The sequence below is a fragment of the Methylobacterium sp. CM6257 genome (assembly GCF_054611515.1).
The window spans coordinates 3,347,415-3,371,468 of sequence record NZ_CM137735.1 but is presented as its reverse complement, the minus strand read 5'-3'; the positions used below and the strand labels follow the sequence as shown (position 1 = coordinate 3,371,468).

The 24,054-nt window shown below is 66.6% G+C and carries 20 protein-coding genes; 13 read left to right on the top strand and 7 right to left on the bottom strand.

From position 1 onward, the window contains the following. Positions 1-142 precede the first annotated feature (142 nt). The 8 genes from ACYCO6_RS16520 to ACYCO6_RS16485 all read left to right on the top strand — a co-directional run bounded on the left by ACYCO6_RS16520 (position 143) and on the right by ACYCO6_RS16485 (position 9,614). The gene (locus tag ACYCO6_RS16520; protein ID WP_459772994.1) at positions 143-640 is read left to right on the top strand and encodes a peptide deformylase; all 498 of its coding nucleotides are present in this window, start codon (positions 143-145) and stop codon (positions 638-640) included. A 735-nt stretch (positions 641-1,375) separates the two neighbouring features. Then, on the top strand, positions 1,376-1,606 hold the full coding sequence (locus ACYCO6_RS16515) for a ComEA family DNA-binding protein (RefSeq protein WP_459772992.1): 231 nt from the start codon (positions 1,376-1,378) through the stop codon (positions 1,604-1,606). Positions 1,607-1,970: 364 nt separating this feature from the next. Then, the gene (locus tag ACYCO6_RS16510; protein WP_459772990.1) at positions 1,971-2,858 is read left to right on the top strand and encodes an N-acetylmuramic acid 6-phosphate etherase; all 888 of its coding nucleotides are present in this window, start codon (positions 1,971-1,973) and stop codon (positions 2,856-2,858) included. Continuing rightward, entirely contained in the window at positions 2,855-3,895 is a 1,041-nt protein-coding gene (locus ACYCO6_RS16505; protein ID WP_459772989.1) for an SIS domain-containing protein, read from the top strand. Before ACYCO6_RS16510 ends, ACYCO6_RS16505 begins: the two co-directional genes overlap by 4 nt. After that, positions 3,892-5,073, top strand: a complete 1,182-nt coding sequence (gene nagA / locus ACYCO6_RS16500) for an N-acetylglucosamine-6-phosphate deacetylase (protein WP_459772988.1) — start codon at positions 3,892-3,894, stop codon at positions 5,071-5,073. Before ACYCO6_RS16505 ends, nagA begins: the two co-directional genes overlap by 4 nt. Before the next feature lie 767 nt (positions 5,074-5,840). Next, positions 5,841-7,793: an adenylate/guanylate cyclase domain-containing protein gene (locus tag ACYCO6_RS16495; protein WP_459772987.1), complete on the top strand. Its 1,953-nt coding sequence runs from the start codon at positions 5,841-5,843 to the stop codon at positions 7,791-7,793. Positions 7,794-8,002: 209 nt separating this feature from the next. Continuing rightward, positions 8,003-8,842, top strand: coding sequence for an alpha/beta fold hydrolase (locus ACYCO6_RS16490; RefSeq protein WP_459772985.1), 840 nt, complete (start codon positions 8,003-8,005; stop codon positions 8,840-8,842). A 409-nt stretch (positions 8,843-9,251) separates the two neighbouring features. After that, complete coding sequence (locus tag ACYCO6_RS16485; protein ID WP_459772984.1) at positions 9,252-9,614, top strand: Spy/CpxP family protein refolding chaperone; 363 nt, start codon at positions 9,252-9,254, stop codon at positions 9,612-9,614. Between the two features lie 403 nt (positions 9,615-10,017). Here the strand turns inward: ACYCO6_RS16485 and ACYCO6_RS16480 are convergent, their stop codons facing one another. Further along, positions 10,018-10,203 carry a hypothetical protein gene (locus ACYCO6_RS16480; protein WP_459772982.1) on the bottom strand — a complete coding sequence of 62 codons (186 nt, stop codon included), beginning with the start codon at positions 10,201-10,203 and terminating at the stop codon, positions 10,018-10,020. 734 nt (positions 10,204-10,937) lie between these two features. On the opposite strand from ACYCO6_RS16480, the gene ACYCO6_RS16475 reads away from it, so the two are divergent. Continuing rightward, positions 10,938-11,369, top strand: coding sequence for a hypothetical protein (locus ACYCO6_RS16475; protein ID WP_459772980.1), 432 nt, complete (start codon positions 10,938-10,940; stop codon positions 11,367-11,369). 99 nt (positions 11,370-11,468) lie between these two features. Here ACYCO6_RS16475 and ACYCO6_RS16470 read toward each other — a convergent pair whose 3' ends face one another. Further along, complete coding sequence (locus tag ACYCO6_RS16470; protein ID WP_459772979.1) at positions 11,469-12,176, bottom strand: hypothetical protein; 708 nt, start codon at positions 12,174-12,176, stop codon at positions 11,469-11,471. A gap of 99 nt (positions 12,177-12,275) precedes the next feature. Beyond that, the gene (locus ACYCO6_RS16465; protein ID WP_459772978.1) at positions 12,276-12,782 is read right to left on the bottom strand and encodes a hypothetical protein; all 507 of its coding nucleotides are present in this window, start codon (positions 12,780-12,782) and stop codon (positions 12,276-12,278) included. A 1,026-nt stretch (positions 12,783-13,808) separates the two neighbouring features. Between ACYCO6_RS16465 and ACYCO6_RS16460 the strand changes: the two genes are divergently transcribed. After that, the gene (locus tag ACYCO6_RS16460; protein ID WP_459772977.1) at positions 13,809-14,084 is read left to right on the top strand and encodes a hypothetical protein; all 276 of its coding nucleotides are present in this window, start codon (positions 13,809-13,811) and stop codon (positions 14,082-14,084) included. A gap of 286 nt (positions 14,085-14,370) precedes the next feature. After that, positions 14,371-15,924, top strand: coding sequence for a hopanoid C-3 methylase HpnR (gene hpnR, locus ACYCO6_RS16455; protein ID WP_459772975.1), 1,554 nt, complete (start codon positions 14,371-14,373; stop codon positions 15,922-15,924). A gap of 300 nt (positions 15,925-16,224) precedes the next feature. Here hpnR and ACYCO6_RS16450 read toward each other — a convergent pair whose 3' ends face one another. The 3 genes from ACYCO6_RS16450 to ACYCO6_RS16440 form a co-directional block, all read right to left on the bottom strand. Continuing rightward, positions 16,225-17,553 carry an alpha-amylase family protein gene (locus tag ACYCO6_RS16450; protein ID WP_459772974.1) on the bottom strand — a complete coding sequence of 443 codons (1,329 nt, stop codon included), beginning with the start codon at positions 17,551-17,553 and terminating at the stop codon, positions 16,225-16,227. 517 nt (positions 17,554-18,070) lie between these two features. Beyond that, on the bottom strand, positions 18,071-18,559 hold the full coding sequence (locus ACYCO6_RS16445; RefSeq protein ID WP_459772973.1) for a hypothetical protein: 489 nt from the start codon (positions 18,557-18,559) through the stop codon (positions 18,071-18,073). A 530-nt stretch (positions 18,560-19,089) separates the two neighbouring features. After that, positions 19,090-19,455, bottom strand: coding sequence for a hypothetical protein (locus ACYCO6_RS16440; protein WP_459772971.1), 366 nt, complete (start codon positions 19,453-19,455; stop codon positions 19,090-19,092). 334 nt (positions 19,456-19,789) lie between these two features. Here ACYCO6_RS16440 and ACYCO6_RS16435 point away from each other — a divergent pair, with 334 nt between their 5' ends. Both ACYCO6_RS16435 and ACYCO6_RS16430 read left to right on the top strand, forming a co-directional pair. Continuing rightward, positions 19,790-20,209, top strand: coding sequence for a CopG family transcriptional regulator (locus tag ACYCO6_RS16435; RefSeq protein WP_459772969.1), 420 nt, complete (start codon positions 19,790-19,792; stop codon positions 20,207-20,209). A gap of 76 nt (positions 20,210-20,285) precedes the next feature. Beyond that, on the top strand, positions 20,286-21,551 hold the full coding sequence (locus tag ACYCO6_RS16430; protein WP_459772968.1) for an extracellular catalytic domain type 1 short-chain-length polyhydroxyalkanoate depolymerase: 1,266 nt from the start codon (positions 20,286-20,288) through the stop codon (positions 21,549-21,551). Between the two features lie 1,608 nt (positions 21,552-23,159). Here the strand turns inward: ACYCO6_RS16430 and ACYCO6_RS16425 are convergent. Further along, positions 23,160-23,846 carry an antibiotic biosynthesis monooxygenase family protein gene (locus ACYCO6_RS16425; protein WP_459772967.1) on the bottom strand — a complete coding sequence of 229 codons (687 nt, stop codon included), beginning with the start codon at positions 23,844-23,846 and terminating at the stop codon, positions 23,160-23,162. Positions 23,847-24,054: the final 208 nt, after the last annotated feature.

Here is a 24,054-nt window from a genome sequence, read left to right as displayed (position 1 = left end):
GCCGGTCTGATGGGCGGCTGAGCGGCTCCCGGCCTGAACCATCCTGGCAGATCGGTCCGCGTCCGCCTTGACGATTCACCACGCTGCCCGGCTTCGATAGAGGGAGGCAGGCTCCCGCACCGTCGCAGGTGGACTGACCAACATGCCGGCCCGCTCCCTCGTCCTGTTCCCAGATCCTCGCCTGTCCCTCCCGGCCGCCCCGGTCGATGCGTTCGGACCGAGCCTGAACATGCTGGCCGACGATGTGCGGGACACCCTCTTGGCCGCTGACGCCATCGGTCTGACGGCCCCGCATATCGGCGTGCCCGCACGCGTCGTGGTGACCAGGCTGCCGCAGGAGGATGGCCTGCGCGTCTACGTGAACCCCGTCATCCTCTGGGCGTCCTCCGACACGGCGACCCACGACGAGGGCAGCGTCAGCATGCCGGGTGTGCGCGAACGGATTACCCGGCCCGCCGGCGTTCGGTTCGGCTACCGCGATCTCGACGGGTTAGCCCACGAAGAGGAGGCGGAAGGCTTCTCGGCCGCGGTCATCCAGCACGAGATCGACCAGCTCGACGGCGTCTTCTGGATCGCCCGCTTGTCGCGACTCAAGCGAGAGCGGCTCTTGAAGCGCTTCGGGAGGCTGACGTCGGCGTAGTCGCTGCAAGCGGCCGCGCAAGATCCATCGCTTGAATGCAGCGCATCTCGCAGGCTCGCATACGACGTGGCGCGATCACCGGCACGAATGTGCAAGCGGCGTCTGTGCCCGCCACCGAACAGTGGGTCGCCCCGATGGCGGCCTCGCACGTCCGCTTGCGCTACACTGCCGGTCGCGCCCGAACGGCGGCATCCCGGAAGCGGACGCTTCGGGATGGAAGGCTTAAGGATCTGGATTGCGCCGCTCACGGATCTTCAGCTGCGGACGGCGGATGGTCTGTCTCCGCCCATAGGGCACTGCTTTGCCGAACTGAGTCCGTCGTCGCCGAGTCTCAACGGCGCTCACGAAGGCCAGCCGCCTCGAAGGTGCCATGGGCCTGTGGCAGTCGTGCCGCGACCCGAGGAGGAGCCCTTGATCACGAGTCGATCTACGCTGTCCGTCAGCGCCGGTCTGGCGGTGCTGGCAGTCGTTCTAGCCGCATTGTGGATCTCGTTTGGTCCACGCGCTGAGGGAGGCCGGGATAAGCAGGCGTCCACCGCTGCGCTGTTATCGCGCCAGCAGAGATCCGCCACCGATGCAAAGGGGCAGCCTATCCGTACCATTGCCGCCGGATCGCTCTCCGGCTCGGAGACTCACGCCAGTCCTCCGCCACAAGAACGAGGGGCGGTGAACCCTGGTGCGCCCGTCGAGGCAAGGTCTCCTGGGCGGCAGGCTGACGAGACGCCCGTCCCGGGGGTGCGGACAGACACGGCCACGAACAGTGCCGATGATCCATCAGCGCCCCCCGGTGGCAGCGTCGACCTCAACACGGCATCCGTGGAGCAATTGAACGCGCTCGGGGCGGGCATGATCGGGCGCAGGATCATCGAATTCCGCCCCTACGCCTCGCCGGAAGACCTCGTCACGAGACGGGTCCTGAAGCGGGCGGATTACGAGACCATCAAAGCCGCGGTCACCGCCCGATAACGCTCCCCCGGGGGATGGCGTCCTTGCCTCGGCAGCTGGCTGTTCCAACTGCCGGCTCTCAGCCGAAAGGCATTCGAGCCGGCGACAGAGGCTGACGTCAGCGGCGGTCTTCCCGCTCAGTCCGCTTGGAGGCCCGGCTTGCTCGAGCCAGCCCTCCGGCCCGATCCTCTCGCCCTCGATGACGCTGGTCTGTCGCGGCACGCGTTCGTGACCCGGTTTGCGTCACCCTGGAAGGGATGCGCCATCGGAAGAGCGCTTGAGCCCTGCCGCGGAAAGCCGGAGCGCTCTCGATCCATTCTCCGCGGAGCGTTCGCCTGCCTTCTCCGTTCTTTAGCCACGGGACCCTGTGGAGGAACATTCGGGGATGAGCACGGAGTGGGCGAGCCCCCGTTTCAGCGATCTCGACGCTTGGGACAGCGCCGACATCCTGCAGGCGCTCTGGGAGGGACAACTCGCGGCAGTCGCCGCGATCGGCCCTGCGCTGCCGGCCATCGCCGCGGCCGCGGAGGCCGCCGAAGCCGGTCTGCGCCGGGACGGGCGCCTCCTCTATGTGGGGGCGGGCACCTCGGCCCGGATCGGCGTCCAGGACGGGGCAGAGCTCCCGCCGACCTTCGATTGGCCCGAGGAGCGCCTAGGCTTCGCCGTCGCGGGCGGGGAGGGTGCGTTGGTTCAAGCCGTCGAAGGGGCTGAGGACTCGACGCAGGACGGGGCGCTCTGGGCCGAGCGCGCCGAGATCCGCCCGGACGATGTCGTCATCGGCTTGTCGGCGAGCGGGATCACGCCCTTCACGCTCGCGGCGCTGCGCGGCGCGCGCCATCGCGGCGCCGTCACCATCGGGGTCGCCAACAACCCCGACACGCCGATCCTGCGCGACTGCGCCCACCCGATCCTCGTGGCGACCGGGGCGGAAGCGGTCGCCGGCTCCACGCGGATGAAGGCGGGGACCGCGCAGAAGATCGTGCTCAACCTGCTCTCGACGCTGGTCATGATCCGGCTCGGGCGCGTGTATCGCGGCCGCATGGTCGCGATGCGGGCCACGAACACCAAGCTGCGCCGCCGCGGCGTCACGATGGTGGCGCAGATTGCAGGCTGCGATGCCGGGGCGGCGGCCAGCGCCCTGGCAGCGGCGGAGGGCGACATCCCGCGCGCGGTGCTCGTCGCCCTGGGGATCGACCGGGAGGAGGCGGCCAGCCTCCTCAGGCGCAACGGCGGCAACTTGCGCGCGGCCCTGGCGGAAGCGGGGCCGGCATGACCGACCCCGCGCCGATGCCGAGCGCATCCGAGACCTTCATGGCCCGGGAGGTCGCCGAAGTGCCCGAGGTCGCCCGTCCCCTCTGCACCGGCTGGGCCGAGGCGGAGCGCGTCGCCTCCGTCCTCAAGGCGCGCAGCTTCCCCTTCGCGGTCGTGTGCGGCCGGGGCAGCTCGGGCCATGCGGGCGTCTATCTCCGTTACTTGATCGAGACCCGCTGCGGGCTCGCCGTCTCGGCCTCGGCCCCGTCCGTCGTCACGGGCTACGGGCGCCCGCCGCGCATGGACGGTGCGCTCTTCATCACCATCTCGCAATCCGGCCGCTCGCCGGACCTCATCGCGGCGACGCGCACCGCGCGCCAGGGCGGGGCCCTCACGCTCGCGCTCGTGAACGATGCGGCCTCACCCGCCGCGGCGGCAGCCGATCTGGTCCTGCCGATCGAAGCCGGGCCGGAACGGGCGGTCGCGGCGACGAAGACCGTGGTGAACTCCCTCGTCGCGAGCGCCGCCCTGGTCGCGCGCTGGTCCGGCGACGCGGGGCTGACCCGTGGCCTCGCCGCCCTGCCGCGCCGCCTCGCCGCGGCCTACGAGCTCGACTGGAGCGCCTGGGCCGCGGACCTCGCGGGCGCGCCCGCCGCCTTCGTCACCGGCCGCGGGCACGGTCTGGGGCCGGTGCGCGAGATCGCGCTGAAGCTCGCCGAGACCTTGCGCCTACCAGCCCTCGGCTACAGCGCCGCGGAACTGCGGCACGGGCCGCGCGCCGCGATCCAGCCCAAAACGCCGGTGCTGGCGCTGCGCCAGGACGATCAGGTCGCCGAGGGGATCGACGCGCTCGTGCAGGAACTCCGGCGCGCGGATTTGCGCGTGCATGCCTGTGGGGGTCCGGACGGGAACCTGCCCTGGCTTGCGCCCGATCACGCCGCCTGCGACCCGATTGCCATGCTGGTGCCCGCCTACCGCGCGATCGAGCGCGAGTCCCGCCGCCGAGGCTTCGATCCGGACGCGCCGGTCGGTCTCACGAAGGTCACGGAGACCCTGTGAGCGCACCCGATCTCGTCATCTCTGCCGGGCGCCTGTTCGACGGGGAGCGTTTCCGAGACCGTCAGGCCGTCGTGATGCGCGAGGGCCGGATCGCGGACGTGACGGCGAGCCCGCCCCCCGGCGTGCCCGCGATGCATCTGCCGGCCGACGCGATCCTGGCCCCAGGCTTCGTGGACGTGCAGGTCAATGGCGGCGGCGGCGTCCTCTTCAACGACGACCCGAGCCCGTCCACGATCGCCCGGATCGGGACGGCCCACCGCCTCGGCGGGACCACGGCTTTCCTGCCCACGCTGATCAGCGACACGAGACCCGTGGTCCGAGCCGCGGTCGCGGCGGTGGCGGCGGCGATCGCCGCGGGCGTGCCGGGCGTCCTCGGTATCCATCTGGAAGGGCCGTTTCTCAGCCCGAAGCGGCCGGGCATACACGATCCCGGGCGGCTCGCCCGGTTCGAGCCGGGCGACGTCGCTCTCCTCACCGGCCTCGGTGAAGCGGGTCGCACGCTCGTAACCCTCGCGCCCGAGGAGGTGCCGCCGGGAACCGTCGCGGCCCTCGTCGCGCGCGGTGCCCGCGTCAGCGCCGGCCACACGGCCGATGCAGGCGCCGCGATCCGTGCCGCGCTCGGCGAGGGGCTGACCGGGTTCACGCACCTGTTCAATGCCATGTCGCAGCTGACCGCGCGGGAGACGGGCGCGGTCGGCCTCGCGCTGACCGATGCGCGCGCCTTCGCCGGCATCATCGCGGATGGTCACCATGTCGGCGACGAAGCCCTTTCGGTGGCTCTGCGCATGAAAGGTCCGGAGCGATTGATGCTGGTCACCGATGCGATGCCGCCCGTGGGCGACTCCGAGAACAGCGGCGGCTTCACCCTTTTCGGGCGCCCCATCCGTCGTGCGGGAGATCGGCTGACGGGAGTGGACGGAACGCTCGCAGGTTCCGCTCTCACCATGGCGGGCGCGGTCCGCCACATGACAACGCGGGTCGGTGCGAAACCGGAAGAAGCCTTGGCCATGGCCGCCCTGACCCCAGCCCGGTTCCTCGGCCTCGAAGGGCAGATCGGGCGGGTGCTGCCGGGATATGCCGCCGATCTCGTTGCGCTCGATCGCGACCTGAACGTCCTCGGCACATGCATGTGCGGCAACTGGAAACCCGTGCCGGATAGGCGGCTCCGGGCGAGCTGACGCCGGTCTGTTCCGGCGATGACGTGCGGGCGACGCTGGGTTCGATGACGGTCGGCGTGGCCAGCGGCTGCTGCCCCAATTCCGGGCCGCCGCTTCGCGCCCATCCCGGCCATTCAGCCACGTGTGGTGAAGTCACGGAAGCGGACCTTCCAACCCGGACGTCGAGCCGGCCGCCGATGCGTCCTCAAGGGACACCCTCGTCTCGACTGAGGCGAGAAGGAACAAACGCCTGTGCCGCACTCGGATATACCGACAGTCCATCGCTCAAGACGACACCTGCTGATCGTCGATGGCGCGACGCAGCCGTCGCCCCACTGCCGCGCCCTTGGGGCGACGTCCCGGACTCTGGAAGGCCGGGATGACATGGGTTCGCGCGCGAGATGATCCGCGGGGGTCGTCGGCTCACGGACCTGCGCTCCAACGTTCACGGGCAGCCGCCGATCGACGCCGTCAATCCTACTCTGGCCTACTCTGGACCTGCCCGAGGCTACGCTCGGCCTACCCGTACGAAACCGAGCGCGTCCTGACGCGGCACCTCAAGCGCTTCGGCCGTCGGATCGAGCGTGGCTGCCCCCCTGACCGCGCTGGACGAGGACGGTGACGGTATTTGCGTGCGTCTGGAGGTGAGCCCTTGATCGATCGCGGCGAGGCCATTCGCTGTCTAGGCGCCATGGAACGCGCAACCGCATTGGCGAACATCCGGTAGTGCTTAGAAATCCCGGGCGTGATAGAGTATTCGACCGCAGGCCTAGCCGAAGGGGGCAGTATTGGACCGGGCCGTCGAGCGCCGCCTTGCCGCGATCCTGCTGACCGACGTGGTCGGTTACAGCCGGATGATCTGCAAGGACGAGGCCGGCACGCTGCGCCGGCTCAAGGCGCTTCGCCGGGACGTGATCGAGCCGCAGGTCGCCGCCGCGCATGGCCGCGTCGTCAAGTCGACGGGCGACGGCGTGCTGGTCGAGTTTCATAGCTCCGTCAGAGCGGTCGCCTGCGCCGTCGCGATGCAGCGTGCCGCCGCCGCGCACAACGCCAACATCCCCGAAGATCAGGCGATGCGCATGCGCATCGGCATCAATCTCGGCGACGTGGTGGCCGAGCCGGACGGCGATCTCTATGGGGACGGCGTGAACGTGGCGGCGCGCCTGGAGCCGCTGGCCGAGCCAGGGGGGCTGTGCATCTCCCGCTCGGTCCACGATCAAGTGCGCGACAAGCTGCCCTACTGCTTCGAGGACCGCGGCAAGCTCGAACTCAAGAACATCGCCCGGCCGATCGGCGTGTTCACCCTCTCTGCCGAAGCCGTTGCGGCCAGTTCCGGGCCGTCCGAGGACGACGAGCTGGAGCAAGCGTCCCGGGCTGTCGCCACAAAGGACCGTTGGCGTCGGATCTGGCCCGCCTTGGCGGCCGGCCTCCTCTGTCTCGCGGCCGCCGCCGGCGCGGGCTGGTGGTTCTGGCGCGCCAAGCCTCCCACGGCCGACCACACGCTCGCGACGCAGGCGGGCCTGCCGCCGAAACCGTTGCCGCCGCTCTCGCTGGTCGTCCTGCCGTTCGCGAACCTGAGCAGCGATCCCGAGCAGGCGTTCTTCGCGGACGGCCTGACCGAGGACCTGACCACCGACCTGTCACACCTTGCCGGCAGCTTCGTGATCGCCCGCAACACGGCCTTCACCTACAAGGGCAAGGCAGTCGACGTCCGCCAACTCGGACGCGATCTCGGGGTGCGCTACGTCCTCGAAGGAAGTGTGCGCCGAGCTGGCGAGGGCGTGGTGCTGAACGCACAGCTGATCTCGACGGAGACCGGCGCGCACCTGTGGGCCGACCGGTTCGAGGGCGAGCGCAGCCGACTCGGCGATCTGCAGGTCGAATTCGTCGCGCGCCTCGCCCGCTCCCTCGACGTACAACTAACCCGAGCAGAAAGCCTGCGCGCGCTGCGTGAGCGGCCGGACAATCCGGACTCCGCTGATCTCGCCATGCGCGGATGGGCAGCTCTGAATCGGCGTCCGAGCCCCGAGCACTTGCAGGAAGCCCTTAAGCTCTTCGAGCAGGCCCTTCGGCTAGATCCACGTCTTACTTCTGCACTGGTCGGTAAAGCGCGCTCCCTATCGTACTTGGTTTGGCTTCGCTGGAGCCCGTCTCCTGCTAGAGATTTGGATGCGGCGAACGAGGCAATCACGCCGGTCCTGTCTGACGCGCCTGAGCACGCAATGGCCCATTTTGTGAAGGGCGAGATACTAAAAGCACAAAAGAAGCACGACCTAGCGGTTCCCGAATTTGAGACTGCAATCAGGAATGATAGAAATCTGGCCGTTGCCTATGAGGAGCTTGGTCACACGAAGATCCTGCTCGGCAGGTCGAAGGAAGCTCTGCCGCTTATCGAGAAAGCTTTACGACTAAGCCCGCATGACCCGGCGCTGAATTTCTGGCTTTTCCATATGTGCCATGCCTTCACACATTTAGCCCAGGATCTAGAGGCCATCGAGTGGTGCCGCAAATCAGCCGCAGCGGGACCGCTTTGGCTGACTTACATTGACTTGGCTTCCGGCTACGCTTGGACTGGCCAGACGGCCGAGGCGCAGGACGCAGTCACGGAACTGCTCAAACTGATGCCCGGATACACCGTTCAGAAATGGGCAACAGCTGGATTTTCCGACAACCCGCAATTTCTGATCGAGTATGGGAGGATCGTTGAAGGGCTGCGAAAGGCTGGTCTGCCGGAAAGATAGTTTCGGACATTCCTGTTCGAAATTCGCCCGACACGCGAAATGGACATCATGCGGCCGTGCACCCATCGGCCCCTTCCTCCGGCATCGTCCTGTAGTCTGCGGCTGGCAGGCTCTTCACGTGAGGCGACCGAAGATCCGCAGTCTCAGCGGTCCGAATGGCACCGTACCCACCCGCCATCCAGGTCCCGCACTTGATAGACAGGCGTCCGATGCTTCGAACTGTTGTCGCCCTCTCACTTCTGCTGCTCTGCGCCGCCGCGTGGGCCGGGCCGCGCTGGCAGGACCTGCCGCCAACCCCCGCGCCCATACCCGGCGAGACCACGGGCTACGCTGCGGTCAATGGCATCCGGCTGTACTACGCGACAATCGGCCGTGGCCCGCCGGTCGTGATGCTACACGGTGGTCTGTCCAACTCCGATTATTGGGGCCATCAGGTCGAGGCGCTCGCCTCCCGCCACAAGGTCATCCTCGTCGACAGCCGCGGGCACGGCCGCAGCACCCGGAACGATCAGCCGTTCGGCTACGACCTGATGACCGACGACGTGGTTGGCCTGCTCGACGCGTTGGCGATCCCGCGCGCCGACATCGTCGGGTGGAGCGACGGCGCGATCCTCGGCCTCGACATGGCGATGCGCCATCCCGACCGCGTCGGCAAGGTGTTCGCGTTCGGAGCGAATGCCGATCCTTCGGGCCTGATCGAGAACTTGGAGAAGAACCCGACCTTCGCCGCCTTCATAGATCGGGCCGGCAAGGAGTACGAGAATCTCTCGCCGGCCCCGAAGGACTATGCCGCCTTCCTCGACGCGATCGGCAAGATGTGGAGCGGGCAACCCCGTTGGACCGATGTCGATCTGAAGCGGATCCGCACACCGGTCATCATCGCGGACGGCGACCACGACGAGGGGATCAAGCGCGCGCACACCGAGTACCTCGCCGCCACGATCCCCGGGGCGGGGCTGCTGATCCTGCCGAACGCCAGCCATTTCGCCTTCCTCCAAGACCCGGCGTTGTTCAACGCAGCGCTTCTCGCATTCTTGGATGGACAGTGATTGCGCCTTCGCACCGGCCTCAGGTTACGTCCGCTACAACACACGCCTTTCCATCAGCGTGCCCGAGGTGATCAGGCCGCCGGCCGAAAGCCAACCCTCGATGCGCCCCTATGACGGTCGACGGAGATAGCTGCACGAAAACCGCTGAATCCAAGACTGTCTCAAGCAATCAAGCAGGCGGGGTGCCCGCCGCGACAGCAGGCTGGACGCGTCGGTGCCATCCATCCGCCAATCATGACCCTTCAAGGGAGGTTTTCATGCGCACGATCACGACCGGCCTGGCCGCCGCTCTGGTCCTTGATGGATCTCCAATGGCATCGGCAGCGGATACTTCCACGACCGGTGCAATCAGCGACAACGGAACGCTGAACCAGACCGATTCGAGATCTTAACCGATGCGCGGATCGGGGTGGTGAGAGCAGTACTTCGGCTGACGCCCGAGCAGCAGCAGTACGGGCCGGCCATCGAGGACGCAATCCGTGCACGCGCTGAGGCGCGCTACCGCCGCCTGACCACCCTGGCCGGACTGGTCCAGCAGCGTGGTGACCACGATCCGCTCGCGCTGATCCGCGCACGCGCCGACTCGCTGGAACAGCGCGCGGCTGGGCTGAAGAGGCTGGCGGACGCATGGCAGCCGCTTTACCAGACCCTCAGTGCGGATCAGAAGATGCGGATGCGCCTAGTCACCGCGCGTGTGATCGGAGGCTTGCGGCAGGCGATCGAGGACCGCCGGCGGGATCTCTTCGACGACGACTACGATGATGAAGGTTGATCGACCGTGTGCCGCGCGTTCTCGCCCCCGCGGTCGAGGAGACGAGGCGTGACGACAATGTGCAGTCTGACGGCCCTTCAACAGGAGCGATCGAGCCGACCGTGACAAGAACGGGCGCTTCCGGAGTCGCGACGCGCGGGCGGACGCGGGCCACGCCGTGGACCTCTACAGAGGTTGAGGGCCGCCGCCGGCGTGCCCCCAGCCCGACTTGCAACAAGGGGTTCGACACCGATGAGGGGCTTGGGTAGGGAAGATCCCGGCTCGGAACCCGTCTCTTGCGCCCATTTCAGGCCGCCCCGCACGGCCAAGCCGCAATCGGCTGGATCGCAATCTGGCGCCGATACGATCAGGGCAACGATGAAGGGCGGCGGTGGCGCGCCCGCGCGCTGTCGCCCTCACAAGATCAGCGCAATCGCTCCGTGCGGCGATGATAGGCTTTGAACAGCGCGAGGACACACAACGCCGCGGCGTTGATGAACAGCGTCCAACCGTAGCTGCTGATATGGTGCGCCGAAGGATATTGGATTGCACCGAGGCCCAGCAGCGCGCCGAAGCAGGCCGCCGCAAGAAGACAAGCGAATACCAACATATCCGCCTCCAATTGAGCTTGCCCCCGCGATTTGCTGATTTAATGCGAGGTCTAAGCAGTATAATCAGTAGAAACGACCGAGTTCAAGAGCCGATCGCTGGCCCTCATGCCTGGCCAGCCTGTGCCTTGCAGGGCCCCATCGATGCCGCACCGCTGGGCCTGCATCGGGAGCGATCGGCAGCTGCGTCGTGCCCCTCACATCGGCCCAGGACGGGCCGCGCTCTGCCGTTGCCGTTCCTGGCGCGGGTCGAGCGAGTTCTGCGCGCAAGCCGGTCGTGACACGAGTCCCGGCCGGCAGGGGAGGAAGGCACTCAGCTGCGAGCGCCGAACAGCAGCGCGATGATCTGGCCTGCCTGCGGGCGGATCGATCCAGCGTCCAGCACGCATAGGAGGCGCCCTGGAAGTCGCGCCCGGGGCATCGGTCGATGATTTAGCCAAGGCAGCCGCGGTCGGCGCCGCGCCAACCGAGTTGCAATTTGACACTGCAGGATCCATCAGTCGCTGTTATTTGCTTTAGAACCATTATAGAGCAATATTATCCGGATACATGGGCAAACGTTACGTGAAATTATAGATGTAAACTTTGAAAAGATGGTTCATAGTCTCGGATCTCTCAATAACGTCGTTCCGTGCCCTCTGGCCGGACTTTCGCTCAAAACCTGTTCCGACATTGATCCGCTCAAGTGAGTTATGCTATATTTACACAACATGGACTTGTCCAACGGAGACTGGAGATGACATCCAATCTCAAGAGAATTGCTGCTTGGGGCACCATCGCGGCAGGAATCACGACGGGCGCAGCGATACCCGCGCATGCGGCTCCGCTGCCCGCTTCCTCGGCCGAGCAAGTGGCCGGCGGGAAGCTCACGGAACAGGTGTACTGGTATGGGTGGGGACCGGGCTGGGGTGCGGCCCTGGCCACGGGAGCGATCGTGGGTGGCGCCCTGGGTCTCGCCGCGGCCGCAACGGCACCAATCAATCCTTACTGGTACGGATACCCCGCCTACTATCCGGCCTACTACCCGTATCCGGTCTACTACCCTCGCTACAGGCGAGCCTACTGGGCACCCTATGGCTACCCCGTCGTCTACAGGCGAGCTTACTGGCGCCCATACAGGTGGGGCCATCGCCGGGCCGTCTATTACCGCCGGGTCCGCTGGTATTGATGCCGGTATGAGGAAGTGCAGGACGCTGCAGTTGGCCGCGACAGAGGGGCCGGGGGAATTTTCTCCCGGCCCTCGTTGCATGGTGGCACGCGTCGACGATCAGGCCGCCTTGCGCTGCTCGTTCAGGAGGTGGGCCAGTAGCAGCCGCCGGATCCGCCGACGGCGTAGGATGTGGCTGCCGATCAGAAGACGCAGGATCCGACGCTCCCTGTCGCTGCCATTGCCGGCTTCGCCAAAATCCTCATCTTCGCCGAACTCGTCCTCGTCCTCGCCGGTTTCTGCGCCGGCGCGGCGTTCACGCAGGAGATGGGCGAGCAACATCTGACGGGCCCGCCGCCGGCGCAGAATTTGGCTGCCGATCAGCAGACGCAAGAGGCGGCGCTCATGGTCTCCGCCCTCCTCATGTTCGCCGGCCTCGTCCTCGCCGAACTCGTCCTCTTCCTCACCGCCGCGCCTCTCGCGCAGCAGGCGGGTGAGCAGCACACGGCGGACGCGGCGACGCTGCAGGATACGGCTCGCAATCAGCAGGCGCAGGATGCGGCGCTCAACGTCCTCATCCTCCTCGTCCTCCTCACCGGACGATCCCGTCTCGTCCTCCTCGCCCTCGTCCTCCCTCTCGTGGAGCAGGTGGGAGAGCAGTTGCCGGCGCATGCGCCGCCGACGCGCGACGCGGCTCGCCAAAGGCATACGCAGGATGCGGCGCTCCTCGTCTCCCTCGTCTTCGTCCTCTCCCTCGTCCGCCATGCTGTCCTCCGCCTCGCCCGCACGCTTCTCGCGCAGCAGGTGAGCGAGAAGCAGGCGGCGCATGCGGTGCCGACGCAGGAGCCGGCTCCCGATGAGAACCTGGGCGAGGTCGTCGTCACGAAGTGCTAAGGCCATGGCAGTCTCCTTCCAGTGTGGCGCGCCCTAATGCGGTGCGGTGGCGCGGTCGGAATCGGGGTCTTGCGGTCCGCCTTTCGGTGAAGCGCGGCGCGCCGTGAGCGCGTGCTCGATCAGCGTCTCGACGATGGCCTGGTTGAGAACCTCGCTCTTCAGCAGGCGTGCCGCCGCGCTGTCGTGCATCAGGGGCTTGAGGATGATCTGCCGGAGATCGGCATCGTCGGCCGTTTCCGGCGGCTCGTCGGGGTCGCCACCGCCCAGGACACAGGTGATGCCGGCCTCGAAGGCTTCTTCCAGCAATGTTTCGATGCGCGTCTGTCGCAGGCCGCTTCTCAGATCGGCCATCTCCGTCTCGGAGAGTTCGCGGCGTTCGTCATCGGCGTCCACGCCCTCGACGCGGATGATCTGGCCCGTCTTCAGATCCAGAGTGAAGGCCAGACGATCTGGACGCGCCGCAGGTTGGCGAGTCACGCGTTCCGCGCTCTGGCTGCGGCCCTTCCTCGGAGTTCCGGCCGTTCCGCGTGTCTCGGCCATTTCGTCGCTCCTGATGTTTGTGCTGCGTGTATGGCCCGATGCCGCTCTGCTGGCAGATCACGACGGCTGAGGCTGACCGGGTGAGGAGACGCGGCGGGCGGTGGCGCGCTACGCCCCCGCCTCAGGCCGACCCGGCACCAGGACAGGCCGGCGGCAGTCAGGTGAGGGCTCCCACCGCGGCAAGCCACCGCCGCGCCAGCCACGCGTCCACCAAGAATGCCTGCGGAGTCGCCGCACCACTCATGGACTCCTTCCGGAAGCTTTCGGGTGGAGACTACCTTCGCGGATCATCTCTAGCTTGATCAGACGAGACAGCTGCCCCTGTCCGGCGGGGGAGCGATGAAGGGGAAGCGTGTCCGGCCAGGACCCGATTTGGACGGTCGGGCCGCGTTCTCACTGGCGGTGCTGCCCGCCGGATCACCATCCGGGACCTCACCGCCGCAATCGTAGACCCGGGCGGCGTGGTCCGGGATGACATTTGAACGATCGAGCACTCGGGATCGGGCGGCTCTCCACCCCTACGGAGCCGCTCACCATCATCCTCGTAGCGATACCGTCGAGGCCAAGCACCATTCCGCCAGCGCTCGTGAGTACGCCGAACACGCGTCGCGCACGGCCGACGCACACAAGCATCCCACCAAGCAGCCTTACAGGCAGGCGGCGGCTCTCCGGTCGGACCGCCTGCTCAAGGGGCGCACGGGATATTCGGGTTATCCCCTCTGCCACCGACGGCGCGGCTTTGAGGTAGCTCAAGGTTGGGCCACGCGGACAGGCGGTAGGTTGCCGGAGGAAGAGCCTCCGGCTGGGACTTCGTGTTGGCTCGATTGCGCCGCACGGTGCGGCCGATGGCCAATCAATGATCCGAGCGATGCTCAGAACTGCCCACCCCTAAGACGAGCGATTGCCTCGATCTCATGCGGAGGATTGGTCCAATCGGAGAGGAACAGAGCGGAATTTTCATCGCCTCACTTGCGGCTCGCAAGGGACGTCGCTTTTGACATGCATGGATCCGACCGGAGGTAGGCCATGGGCAAAGACGTAATCGGCTCGCGCATTACGCAGGCACAGGGCAGTCCGGACGCGCCTGAAGCGGAGGAGGACAGAGGCAGCGCGCGGATTCACAAAGTGCTCGAGAAGCTGGTCGCGCAGATACGCGAGCGGCTCAAGCAAGCGAAATCGGATTTCGCCGTTTTTGACGATCAAAACGGTTTCCGAGCTCACCCTTGCCATCAAGATCTAATATCTAATGTCGGAATTATATCATTACGACTGGTGAATTACGGCCAAGTTCCGAAAATTTAGACGAAATTAGGTCTTATCCATGCCAGCCATTGCGGAGAGAAGGCGCGATACGATTTGAGTGCGCGGCGTCATCACGAGCCTATCAGCTGTTGACGAAATCCAAGATCTAGAACTCGCTCTCCATTAAACATTCCGAATTACAAAATATCTCCACTATCGGCACAATAAGAAGACAAGATCGTTTGCAGGAGGTCCCGGCACTGATCGCAAATCTGGTCGATCGAATGGCGATCCCAGACACATGATGTCGTTTGACGTCCCGGAAGACATTCATGGAGAACACAGGATGAGGTTTCTCGCAATCCATCCCAGCGGCCTGATGTTCACCAAAGTCTTTCTCAGGCTTGAGCCTCTAGGCCTCGAAATCATCGCCGGTGCGGCGCGGAAGGCCGGACACGATGTCCGGCTCATCGATCTGCAGGTCGAGAGCCACGCTGACTTCGATTGTCTCGTGCGTTCCTATCAGCCCGACGTGCTCGCCTTCTCCTGCAACTATCTGGCCAACGTCCCTGAGGTGATCGACCTCGCCAAGGCCGCCAAACGTGAGCTACCGCGGTCCTTCATCTTCATCGGCGGCCACAGTGCTTCCTTCATTGCGCAGGAGATCCTGGAGCACGGCGCGGGAGCGATCGACTGCGTGCTCAGGGGCGAGGGCGAGGCCGCCTTGGCGGCCTTCCTGGAGGCCGTAGAGCACGATCGCGACGCGGTCACCCACATACCCGGCGCCGTGACCTGCGACGGCACGGGGCCCGCGCCCCGCTTCGTCGCATCACTGGATGAGTCTCGCCCGGCTCGCGACCTGCTCCGGCATCGCAGAAAGTACTTCATCGGGGTCCTCGACCCGTGCGCATCCGTGGAGTTCGCGCGCGGCTGCCCCTGGGACTGCACCTTCTGCTCGGCTTGGACCTTCTATGGCCGCTCCTATCGCGCGATGAGCCCGGAGCGGGCTGTCGAGGAGGTCGCCGCCATCCCCGAGCCGAACGTCTTCCTCGTCGATGACGTCGCCTTCGTGCACGAGGCCCACGGGCTGGCTATCGGTGAAGGTTTGGCCCGACGCGGGATCCGCAAGCAGTACTACCTGGAAACCCGCTGCGACGTGCTCCTGCGCAACAAGGATGTCTTCAAATTCTGGAGCCGCAACGGTCTCAAGTACATGTTTATCGGACTGGAGGCCGTCGACCAGGAGGGCTTGAAGAAGTTTCGCAAGCGCATCGCCATGGACAGGAACTTCGAGGCGCTGGAATTTGCCCGATCGCTCGGCATCATGGTGGCGATCAACCTGATCGCCGACCCGGACTGGGATCATGCCCGTTTCGAGACGATCCGGCAGTGGTGTCTGGAGATACCCGAAATCGTGAACATCAGCGTCAACACGCCGTACCCGGGAACAGAGATCTGGCGCACGGAGAACCGGCCGCTCCGAAGCCTCGATTACCGGCTCTACGACATCCAGCATGCCGTCCTGCCGACGCGGCTGCCACTCCCGGAGTTCTATGCTGAACTCGTGAAGACGCAGAGAGCTCTCTATCGCAGACATGTCGGCTGGCGGGCGCTCGCGAGGCACGCAGGCATCGGCCTCAAAAACCTGATGCATGGCCAGACGAACTACTTGCGGATGCTATGGAACTTCAACAGCGTGTATGACCCGCGCCTGCAGCTTGCCGATCATGCCCGGGAGGTCCGCTACCGCATGGCGCAGCCCCCGTCGGAGCGGCTGGCGAAGGTGGAGCCGAGGGCCCTCTACGTCCACCAGCCGCAGGGTAGAAAGGGACGCGCTTCGCTCGACGATGCCGGCGAGCGCTTCGTCGACGGAACTCGGATGGGGGCGGCGGGGACCTGACCTTTCTGCGGCTGGGCGAAACGCTTCGCGCACGGCTTCCATGCTTGAGCAACCTGTCCGTCCGGTCCAGCCGGATCGGAAGCACGATGCCTGACCGTGACGTCAACCGTGAGGGTGCCTCCCCCCCCTGACGGAAGAACCGGGATCTGAGCAGCTGGCTGCGCGGGAGAACACCAAAGCCTCCCACCAGGCGGGCCGACCTGCGCCCATCCCGTACGTTCCGGGTCTCGTCGCCCTGCCTCCGGGACAGCCATCATCAATCGTCGCTGTACTCCTCGGGCAGCGGCAGGCCTATGACGATCAGGCGGCCAGAATGGCCCACCCATGAGCGCGAAGGTTCACCCGGGCGCCTCGCCCGCCTGCATCCATCAGGTCCGCCTCTCCGACCTCGATGGAACGGGCATCCGGGGCCGGCAGCAGCGCGGCCGCGTCGGCCAGGTTCAGGGCAAGCAACAGGCGCGCCGCCCCGTCACGCATCGTGAGCACAAGCTGTTCGTTGGTCAGGTGGATCGTCCGCGCCCGTGCACGGCAAAGCCAGGAATGGCGCCGGCGCAGAGCGATGAGGCTTTGGTGCAGCCGGTAGATTGGCCAGCCGTAGGGCGCAAGGTCTGCAGGCGTCGGCGGGAAAGCCGGCCGGATCGCGTCGTCGCCGCCGACACGCTCCTCCTTCACGCCGCGGAAGGCCTGTTCATCGCCCGCGTAGATCGAGGGCGTGCCGCCGCAGGCGAACAGAATCGCGAGGGTGTGGGGCAGATGCCGCTCATCCGTGAGCCGGCTCGCGATACGCGTCACGTCGTGGTTGCCCACGAAGGTCAGCGGCACGAACGTGTCGAGATAGCCGTTGTGCCGTTCCAGCGCGTGGGCGAGCTCGAACAGGTTGCGATCGTTGAGCGCGCTCCAGATCGCCTTCCAGAGCTCGTACTGGGTCACCGCATCCAGGCCGGTGTCCTGCACGAAGCCCGCGTAGTCGCCATGGATCACCTCGCCGACCATGTAGGCGTCCGGGTGAGAGAGGCGCACGCGAGGCAGCACGGTCGCCCAGAAGCGCCGCGGGACGGCATAGGCCGCGTCCAACCGCCAGCCGTCGGCGCCGCGGGCGAGCCAATGGTTCATGACGGCCGCGACATGATCCGCCACCGAAGGCTCGTCGTGATTGAGCGTGACGAGCTGGCGATGCCCCTCGAAGCAGGCGTAGTCTGGATCCGCGCCCGGGCCGGTGCCCCGCGGCCAGGACAGCTTGAACCAGCTGGCCCGCGTCGCCTGTGGCCCGCGCCGGAGGACCTCCTGAAAGGCGGGATGAGCGCGCCCGACATGGTTGAACACCCCGTCGAGCAGGATGCGTAAGCCGCGGGCATGGGCTGCCTGGATCAGCGCGTCGAAGTCAGCATCATCACCCAAGCGCGGGTCGATCCGGAAGTGATCGGTCGTGTCGTAGCCGTGCGTCGACGCCGCGAAGACCGGCCCGAGCGCCACGCCTGAAACGCCGAGATCGGCCGCGTAGTCGAGCCAAGCCTGCAGGTGGGAGAATCGATGGGTGACGGGCGCAGCCGGATCGACCGTGCGCTCGGCGCCGACGAAGCCGAGGGGGAAGACCTGCCACCAGATTGCCTGCTCGATCCCGGACGACATCAGACCTCCGCTTGCCGTGGACTGAAAGCGAACCCGGGTTCCGTCGCAATCGTTGCAGCGAACCACCGCTTCGCGCAGGAGATCATGGGCCCCGCGAACAGCGCGGGTGACGCCCCATCTTCGCTCGCGCAACTCCGCTGCCCCGGGCGGGAACCCGTCTTGTCCGCACCCCGCGCACGAGAACCGATCCGGCTCGGCGAGCACCGGCACCATGATCGGCAGCCGCGGAGATTCTCCGCGAGCCTTGTTGAAACCTTGGCACTTGCCTCGCCGAGGCCATGGCGACGCTCATGGTCGGTGCCTCACCCGAGGCCGTCATTGCGCGCTACCGCGGACACGCTGCCGCGAACGCGAAGCGATCGAGGTCGGAGGACCCCGCACTGCCGAATGCCGATGCCCACCCACCCGATGCGGCAATGACCGAGCCCAATCGGACGGCCCCTATCCTCAAGGTCACGCGGCCGACGAAGCGGAGTTGTCCGGGCGCCCGGTCCTGTCCTACGCTGCCGCCACGACCTCAGAGGGACGCCCTCTCCGAGCCGTCACAAGGCTGGTTCACCGGGCTGATACCGAAGCCGACCAGCGTCCGGTGCACGCCGAGGAGTTGATTCGGGTCGGATCCGACTGAGGTCGAGTTGCGTTCCTTGCTGCCTATAGGCCACCAAGGAGGAACCCCTATGCGCATACGCTTCTTGCTGCCGCTCATCGGCTTGCTCGCGCTCACGGCATGCAAAGACGAAAAGAAGGCCGAGAACCCCGCACCTCCCCCCGCCACCACCAGCACCGCACCTGCTACCCCTGCACCCCCGCCCGCGAACACCAATCCCGCACCAGCCAACAAGCCTGCCGACCACTGAAGCAAGTGCCTCGCGGAAGGCGCGACGGCGACCACGCATCTTCTGAGCGGTCGTCCTCGTCGCCCTCTTGCGGGGCATACGTAAGCCGCATCGGCCGGATCGGCGGCTTCAAGCGGAAAATGAAGGAAGCAGCGGTCGCGTTCGGTCATGGGCCTGCTCCGGAGCGAGGGCGTCGCCCCGCGTGGCGAGACGTGTTCGGAAATCGCCGCTGAGGGCGGCGAAGGTGAGGTGGCCGAACCGCTCCAGCAGCAGCGCCTCGGCATGGCGGAGGCCCTCTTCAAAGAGCGGCGTTCACGGCCTGCTCGACAGGGTAGCCCGGCGCTTCGACGCGATTACCCATGGCGCGCAGTTCGGACGCGCCGAGTGCAGTGAAATGTCGCGAAGCGTGCTCTCGTGGAACTCGCGCGCGATCATCCAACTGTCGCTGTAGCCAGGCTCGGGTCGAACAAAGCCTGCCTCGTGCAGCCCGGCCATGGTCCAATGCCGGAGTTAGGCTGCGACGCCTTTCCCTCGATCACGCTACGTCCGGCAGACCCAGGTACGCGTCCGGGTTGAAGCACGGCGACCTGCCGCCCGGCTCGAATCGAAGGGGGCCGAGCTATGGAAGCCCGGCAAGCGTACTTCGCCCACCTCCATGCGGTGGTGGGCGGCTCTGGCTGCGGACAGAAGGCCTGGTTGCTTATCCGGCCAACCCACCCCTACGCCGACCGGAAACCATCCGACCTGCTGACTGCTGCCAGATGCGAGCCTCAGCAAGTCGGTCGCCTCCTTCGTGTGCAAGGCCAAGGAGCCACGCCAGATCGCGGATGAACCCGTGGTTCGGCATGCGCGCGAGTTTCTTCTGGGCAATCTCGCGCAACGTTGCCCAGGCGCGGTCAGCCTCGCCTGGACGCCGGTAATGCCCGTAGATGAAGTCGCGGTAACGCTGCGGCAGTCTGGAGAGATCATCGCTCGGCTTGATGCCAAGATAGGCATTATCTCCGAGGTATAGCTCGGCCATGTTGTTGAAGAAGATGACTGTGTAGACCGAGAATCTGAACTCCATCGCACCCTCGCCGCCGGCCGCACGTTACAACGCCCGGAATGCTGCCGCACATTCCGCGGATCTGAACGACCCAGCGCCAAGGATGGTTCACTGACCCGTCCTGCCCTGAGGGCGATCCGGCTATGCGCCCACGCCGCCGGAGGTAGTTCGTGGGCAAGCCGCGTCGGACCGTCTTGGTTGCGCGCCGAACCTTGTCGCTGAGGCGTGATCGACTCCGGTTCCCCGTCCATGGTGCGCGGACCTGGACAGAAATCTCCCTCGCTCACCCTTGTACCGCTCCGGGCCTATCCCATCTCATAGCCATCCAAGCGGATGTCCAATGGATGGAATCATCATGGCCGACAAAGTTCACGAGCTACGGCCCAAGCTGCCTGACAGCGAGAAGATCACCATCAATCTCGGGTTCGTGGACCTCGGTCATATCGACCTGATGGTGCGCGACGGCTTCTACGCCAACCGCGCCGACTTCATCCGGACCGCCGTGCGCAACCAGATCGAACGGCAGGGCGAGGCCGTGAAGCAATCCGTGACGCGCAAGCAGCTTAGCCTCGGCCTCTCGCATTACACGAGACAGGCCCTTGAGGCGGCCCGTGACGCCGGGACGCCGCTGCACATCCAGGTTCTCGGGCTGGCCAGCATCGCTCTGGATGTCACACCCGAACTCGCCCGAGCCGCGATCGCATCGGTCGAGGTGCTCGGCGCCTTTCAGGCCAGTCCCGAGGTCAAGGCGGCGCTCGCCGACCGCATCTCCTGACGATCTTCTCGACCTCCTCGCGGAAAGCGGCCGATAGCCCGCGCCGCCCAGTTCTCGCCTCGCAGGTATCGGTCCCATGACCCTCTTCTCGAAATCCGCCTTCCCGAACTTCGAACTCCCGAAGGCCGATCCGGCGCGCACTGCCCGTATGATGAGGATGATGTCCGAGCTCCAGACGCGGCAGGCCGCAGCCTACGCTCGTTGGACCGAGGCGCGCCGGAACGCGGCGGAGACGGGGCAGCCGACCGCAACCGATGCCGAAATCCTTGACTTGGTCGCACCCTCCGCTCCCGGCGGCGCCTGGACAGCGCCGGAGCCCGCCCGAGGCGAGGGTCCGGAGGCTCATCCATTCTCCGGGTTGGGGGGCAACATCGCGAGCGAGGTGACGCGCACGATCCAGGAGGCGCTGGCGAGGGCTGGTGTCGGCACGGAGCTGGGCGTCGGGGCGGGCATCGAAACGCCCGCGCCCGCTCCGCTTCCGGACGGCGCACGTTTCGAGGCGCGCACGTTCACAAGCGCGCTCGGGAGCCGGAACTACAAGGTTTACGTCCCGAGCGGCTACGCTGGCCAAGCGATTCCCGTGGTCGTGATGCTGCACGGCTGTACCCAGAACCCGGACGATTTCGCCGCGGGCACGCGGATGAACGAGGTCGCGGAGGAGCACACCTTCCTGGTGGCGTATCCGGAGCAGCCGCGATCAGCCAACATGCAGCGGTGCTGGAACTGGTACGAGCCCGGTGATCAGCAGCGCGAAGGCGGCGAGCCCGCCCTGATCGCCGGTCTTGCCCGGCAGGTGGTCGCGGAGTTCTCAGCCGACGCGAGCCGCGTGTACGCCGCCGGGCTCTCGGCGGGTGGCGCTGCCGCCGCGATCCTTGCGGCCACCTACCCCGACCTGTTCGCGGCGGTCGGCGTGCATTCGGGGCTGGCCTGCGGGTCGGCGCGGGACATGCCGTCCGCCTTTGCCGCCATGAGGGGCGACGGCGTGATCTCGTCGGGGAGACGGCATTCTGTGCCGCTGATCGTGTTCCACGGCGACGGCGACCGCACGGTGCACGCGGCCAACGGGGACCGTGTGGCTGCGCAGGGACCGTGCAGTCCGGACCTCGCCGAGACTGTGACGGAAGCCCGGACACCCGATGGCATAGCCTTCACCCGCACCGTTCGGACGGATGCGTCAGGGCGCGCGGTCCTGGAGCAGTGGGTCCTGCACGGGTCCGGGCATGCGTGGTCAGGTGGCAGCCGGGCCGGCTCGTTCACCGATCCACGCGGTCCGGATGCGAGCCGGGAGATGGCCCGTTTCTTCCTGACGCACACGAGCGCGGCCAGTGCGGTTCGGCATTGATCCTGTCGGCCATTCCGATCGCCACGGCTGCGCATCGTGGCCTTGAGGACCACGCGGCCTCGACGGACCGCACCGTCCTTATAGACAACGCCGCGCCCGACCGCGCTACCGGCACCGTTGCGGTCGCTCCGATCGTCACAGCGGAGAACCGCGCTCGGCACGGCGAGTGGCCATGCTGACACGGGAAGACTTGGCGCACGCGACCGTCCGCGGCGAGGCGGCCAAGGAAGCGCTCGCTCAAGCGGAGCGCCGCCTCGCCGAACTCTTGGAGGAAGGCGATCGAGCAGACCGGTGCGCCGGGACTCACGATTGCGGCCGATGACGAGACCGGCGAGTTGGGAGGCATGACGGGTTCCAAGGCGACCCTGTCGCTTCAGCGCGCATTAACGAAAACGCATGTTCAGATTGCAGCATTCAGCCCCAGCACCACAGCTCCTGATCGACACGACCAAGCGTTAAGATTGCTCACGCATACGCCACCCGGTGCGGGGCGGCCAGACCTACAAAACCGCCTACAACGAGGTGGTTCTGCCAAACGGGAAGGCGTGCGCCTCCTGAAGGATGCGATCGGCCTCCGGCCATTCGACACGTGGCCGCTCCTCGGGATCCATCTGCCCAACACCGGGAGTGGTCGCCGCTGTCTATCCGGCGGTCGGCGGTGACGGGCCCGGAAACCTCGACATCACCACGACCTTCCCGGCCGTCTACCGGATCGATGACGTTCGCGCCCTGGCGCCGCTCAGCACGAAGACGCGCCAGGCAGCCTCAGGGCTCCTGCCGAACATCCGCGGCCAGACTCCGCTTGCGATAGCGGACCCCCGAAGGTCCGAGGATACGAGAGCCCCGGACGGCGGCCGGGGCTTCCTTGCAGGATCAAGAATCCGAGAACCGGACGAGGCGGCGCGCCGATGAGGTCAGTACGAGCGCGACGAAGTGGCGGGGCTCGTCGCCCCCGTCTTCGCGGGCACTGAGCCATTCGTGTTCACGGACCGGCTGGCGCGATGGTGCCCGATGGCGCAACCCGCCGCGGCCCCAGCCACCCCGTGTCCCACCACATGCCCAGCAAGGCCGCCGACGACGGCGCCCTTCAGACAGCCTCTGGCCTCGGCCTGGCCCATGCCGAGCATGGCTGTAAGAGCAAAGGCGGTCGCGACAGTGATGAAGCGCATGGATCAGCTCCGAGAGATCAAGAGGGCATGAAACGAGGTCCCGCCGCACCTCGTTCCACCGCAAACGATGCGCTCCCGGTCGGGTCGGAGAGCCAAGGGGCCACGTCCCGCCGCGCTCTGCCATGCGATGAACATCGGCTGGCGCGACAGCCGCCGGGGTGGTCGCCTCAGCCTCGGATCGCTTCGCCGGAACGGCGACAGGCCCGCACCCATGATCACCGGCCCGAGCACGAGCAGCCCGCCGCTCGCGCCGTCGAGCGCCGCCTGCTGAACGGGTCGCCTCGGAGCGACAGCGGCGAGCACCACGCCCGCGCTGAGGCAGATCAGGCCCAGATGATCACGGACGGCGCGTCGGTGTCTACGATGGACCGCTGAGAGCCAGGGTGGAACCTGGCCTCGCGGCGTCGGAGGCGCAGGACGCGGGCTGGCGACGAACGCGTCAGGCGTGCACGGTCTCGGCACCTGCGGCGTCGGGGTAGTATTGCGGCGCCTCTCTGCGGTCGAACATGCCGTAGTCACGCACCACGCGGACCCGGCGCAGCCTTCCCAATCCGGGGAGCACCACCTTCGACGCGAACGCTTCGGCAGCCTCGCGGTCGCGCCACGACAGGAGCAGAACGAAGTCGCCCGGCGTCAGGATAGCCTCGAATACGTCCCAAGCGACGAGACCATCGGCTTCGGGGCTGTAGCCGAGCCATTGGGCAAGCCCGTCTGGGCTCAGCCGTCCCGTCTCATCACGCCAGCGGCTCGCATCGATCAGGCTGACCGTCGTGCCCAGCCCAACCTCAGTCTCGTCCAGGCGCTGCTCAGCCAGCGCGTGACCCGCAGGCACCTGCGTGTCCTGGGTGATCTGCCCGACGCGCAGGTGGTAGTCGTGCAGGATCTCGGATCGACCTGTCGCCTGGGCCTCGTGGTGGCGCATTCGGGTTCGCCAGCGCACCACGGCCTTTTCATCGCGCCAGCTTGAGAGCGAGAGGATCCAGCCCTGGCGGGTGAGGCTGCGGTAGCGGACGTTATCAATGAAGCCGTCGATCCGCTCCAATTCCGGCCGCAGGATTTTAGCGTGCCCGAGGTAGGCATCCCACTGCTCGGCTCGGGGATGAGCTTCGAAGATCACGGAGAACACGCGTTCCTCCTTCGCCTGCGATCGATCGGATCGATCTGAGGGTGCGTAGCGCTGCCTGTCCTGCCTCGGCAATGTCGGGCTCGCGCTTGCGGAGATCGGCGCATTGTCCTGCCGCAGCGATCAGGCCGCGGGCGTGAGGGAGGCACTCCCAACGTCTCCGCGGTCATACAGGCGAGGATCAGCCGCGAGGTATCCCAGACCCTTGAGG

What these genes read in the sequence shown, in the direction of transcription:
- ACYCO6_RS16520 (WP_459772994.1), top strand. Translation starts at nt 143, where the DNA reads ATGCCGGCCCGCTCCCTCGTCCTGTTCCCAGATCCTCGCCTGTCCCTC.
- ACYCO6_RS16510 (WP_459772990.1), top strand. Translation starts at nt 1,971, where the DNA reads ATGAGCACGGAGTGGGCGAGCCCCCGTTTCAGCGATCTCGACGCTTGG.
- ACYCO6_RS16505 (WP_459772989.1), top strand. Translation starts at nt 2,855, where the DNA reads ATGACCGACCCCGCGCCGATGCCGAGCGCATCCGAGACCTTCATGGCC.
- ACYCO6_RS16490 (WP_459772985.1), top strand. Translation starts at nt 8,003, where the DNA reads ATGCTTCGAACTGTTGTCGCCCTCTCACTTCTGCTGCTCTGCGCCGCC.
- ACYCO6_RS16480 (WP_459772982.1), bottom strand. Translation starts at nt 10,203, where the DNA reads ATGTTGGTATTCGCTTGTCTTCTTGCGGCGGCCTGCTTCGGCGCGCTG.
- ACYCO6_RS16475 (WP_459772980.1), top strand. Translation starts at nt 10,938, where the DNA reads ATGACATCCAATCTCAAGAGAATTGCTGCTTGGGGCACCATCGCGGCA.
- ACYCO6_RS16470 (WP_459772979.1), bottom strand. Translation starts at nt 12,176, where the DNA reads ATGCGCCGCCTGCTTCTCGCTCACCTGCTGCGCGAGAAGCGTGCGGGC.
- ACYCO6_RS16465 (WP_459772978.1), bottom strand. Translation starts at nt 12,782, where the DNA reads ATGGCCGAGACACGCGGAACGGCCGGAACTCCGAGGAAGGGCCGCAGC.
- ACYCO6_RS16460 (WP_459772977.1), top strand. Translation starts at nt 13,809, where the DNA reads ATGGGCAAAGACGTAATCGGCTCGCGCATTACGCAGGCACAGGGCAGT.
- hpnR (WP_459772975.1), top strand. Translation starts at nt 14,371, where the DNA reads ATGAGGTTTCTCGCAATCCATCCCAGCGGCCTGATGTTCACCAAAGTC.
- ACYCO6_RS16450 (WP_459772974.1), bottom strand. Translation starts at nt 17,553, where the DNA reads ATGTCGTCCGGGATCGAGCAGGCAATCTGGTGGCAGGTCTTCCCCCTC.
- ACYCO6_RS16445 (WP_459772973.1), bottom strand. Translation starts at nt 18,559, where the DNA reads ATGACCGAACGCGACCGCTGCTTCCTTCATTTTCCGCTTGAAGCCGCC.
- ACYCO6_RS16440 (WP_459772971.1), bottom strand. Translation starts at nt 19,455, where the DNA reads ATGGAGTTCAGATTCTCGGTCTACACAGTCATCTTCTTCAACAACATG.
- ACYCO6_RS16435 (WP_459772969.1), top strand. Translation starts at nt 19,790, where the DNA reads ATGGCCGACAAAGTTCACGAGCTACGGCCCAAGCTGCCTGACAGCGAG.
- ACYCO6_RS16430 (WP_459772968.1), top strand. Translation starts at nt 20,286, where the DNA reads ATGACCCTCTTCTCGAAATCCGCCTTCCCGAACTTCGAACTCCCGAAG.